This is a genomic window from Streptomyces sp. NPDC014882 (assembly GCF_043081325.1).
In the GTDB taxonomy this organism is placed as follows: Bacteria; Actinomycetota; Actinomycetes; order Streptomycetales; family Streptomycetaceae; genus Streptomyces.
In genome coordinates, this window is record NZ_JBIBWL010000032.1 from 1 (window position 1) to 2,174 (window position 2,174).

The following is a 2,174-nucleotide window of genomic DNA, read 5'->3' on the forward strand; positions in this document are numbered from 1 at the left end:
TAGTTGCGGTCGCACCAGTGCAGGTAATTCACCACCCCCCGATGCTCCAGCGCCACCCCCTTCGGCCGGCCCGTCGAACCCGACGTGTAGATCACGTACGCCAGATCGTCCGGCGACGCCACCGGCACCGGATCACCCTCCGCACCCGCCGGCCACTGCGTGTCCACCAGCAGACGCTCGACCGTGCCCGGCAGCCGGTGAGCGAGGTCGGAACTGGTGACGATCAACGGCGTGCCGGTGTCCTCGACCATGTAGGCGATCCGGTCGAGGGGATACTCCGGATCGAGGGGAACGAACGCCGCCCCCGCCTTCAGGATGCCCAGCAGCGTCGCGATCAGCTCCGGCGACCGCTCCAGGCACACGGCGATCAGCATGTCCGGCCCGATCCCGGTGTCACGCAGGTGATGCGCGAGCCGGTTCGCGCGGGCGTTGATGTCCGCGTAGGTCCAGCGGTGGTCGCCCTGCGTCACGGCGATCGCATCGGGATGTGCGGCCACCCGCTCCTCGATCAGCCGGTGGATCGTCGCCGTGTCCGGATACGGACCCGACACGCCGTTCCAGTCGACCAGGACCTCCCGCCGCTCCCCCACCGTCAGCATGTTCAGGTCGGACAGACGCGCCCCCGGCGTGGCCGCCACCGACGCGGCCAGCGTCGCGATGTGGCCCGCCAACCGCTCGACCGTCGCCCGCTCGAACAGGTCCGTCCGGAACTCCAGGGCCGCCAGCAGCTCGCCGTCCGCCTCGGTCGCGGTCAGCTGGAGATCGAACTTGGCGTCCTGGCCGCCCACACCGATCTGCTCGACCGTCAGGCCGGGCAGGCTCCACGTGTCGCCGTCCGGTGTGTTCTGGAAGACGAACAGGGTCTGGAAGAGCGGGTTGCGGGACAGGTCCCGGTTGGGGGCCAGCTCATCGACGAGGCGTTCGAAGGGCAGGTCCTGGTGGTCGTAGGCGCCGAGCGCGGTGTCCTTGACGCGGGCCAGCAGCTCGGTGAACGCCGGGTCGCCGGACAGGTCCGTGCGCAGGACCAGGGTGTTGACGAAGAAGCCGATCAGGTCCTCGGTCTCGGCCCGGTTGCGGCCCGCGATCGGGGTGCCGACCGCGATGTCGTCCTGCCGGCAGTAGCGGGCCAGGACGATCTGGAACACCGCCAGCAGCGCCATGAACAGACTCGCGCCCTGCCCGCTCGCCGCCGTCCGCAGCCCCTCCGCCACCTCCGACGGCACCGAGAAGTACACGGTGTCGCCCTCGGCGCCCTCCCTCTCGGCCGGCCGGCCGTGGTCGGTCGGCAGCTCCAGGGTCGCCACTCCCGTAAGGCGCTCGCGCCAGTACGCCAGCTGATCCTCCAGGAACTCGCCGCTGAGCTGCTCCCGCTGCCAGACGGCGAAGTCCACGTACTGGACCGGGAGTTCGGGCAGCGACACCTCACGTCCGGCGACGGCGGCCGCGTACAGCTCACGCAGCTCGCGCGCCAGGATCCCGGACGACCAGCCGTCCGACACGATGTGGTGCAACGTGATCAGCAGATACTGGTCGTCGTCGGCGACACGCACCACGTCCACCCGCAGGAGCCGGCCGCCGTCCAGCTCGAACGGCCTTCGGGCCTCCGTCGCCATGATGTCCGACGCCGCCTGCTCCCTGTCGGCCGCCGGGAGGGCCCGGACGTCGTGCACCACCGGAGTGACCACCCACGGGGCCTCCACCACCTGCGCGGGACGGCCCGATCCGTCCGTCACGAACCGGGTGCGCAGCACCTCGTGCCGGGTGACCAGGCCGGTGAACGCCGCTCCCAGGGCACTGACATCAAGCGTGCCCCGCACGCGCAGCCCGAACGGCACGAGGTATTCGGCGCTGCCAGGCGTCAGCTGATCCAGGAACCAGAGCCGCTGCTGCGCGAACGACAACGGCAGCGGTCCGCTGTCGCGGTCGGCCGGAACCAGCGGCGCCTCGTCGGCCGTCTCCAGCTCGCGCACGGCCGCGGCCAGGGTCGCCACCGTGGGCGACGTGAAGAGGGTCCGCACCGGGACGTCCACGCCGAGCCGCTGACGCAGACGCGACGTCACCTGCGTCGCGAGCAGTGAATGTCCGCCGAGTTCGAAGAAGTTGTCGTGGATGCCGATGGTGTCGATGCCGAGGACGTCGGACCACACGTCGGTGATGGTCTGTTCGGTCGGGGT

At 70.6% G+C, this 2,174-nt stretch carries 1 protein-coding gene; it reads right to left on the reverse strand.

Translation table 11 applies throughout. The features are described 5' to 3' along the window. Window positions 1–2,174, reverse strand: a 2,174-nt coding sequence (locus ACF09K_RS34270) for a condensation domain-containing protein (RefSeq protein WP_392249253.1), incomplete at both ends; no start/stop codon positions are given.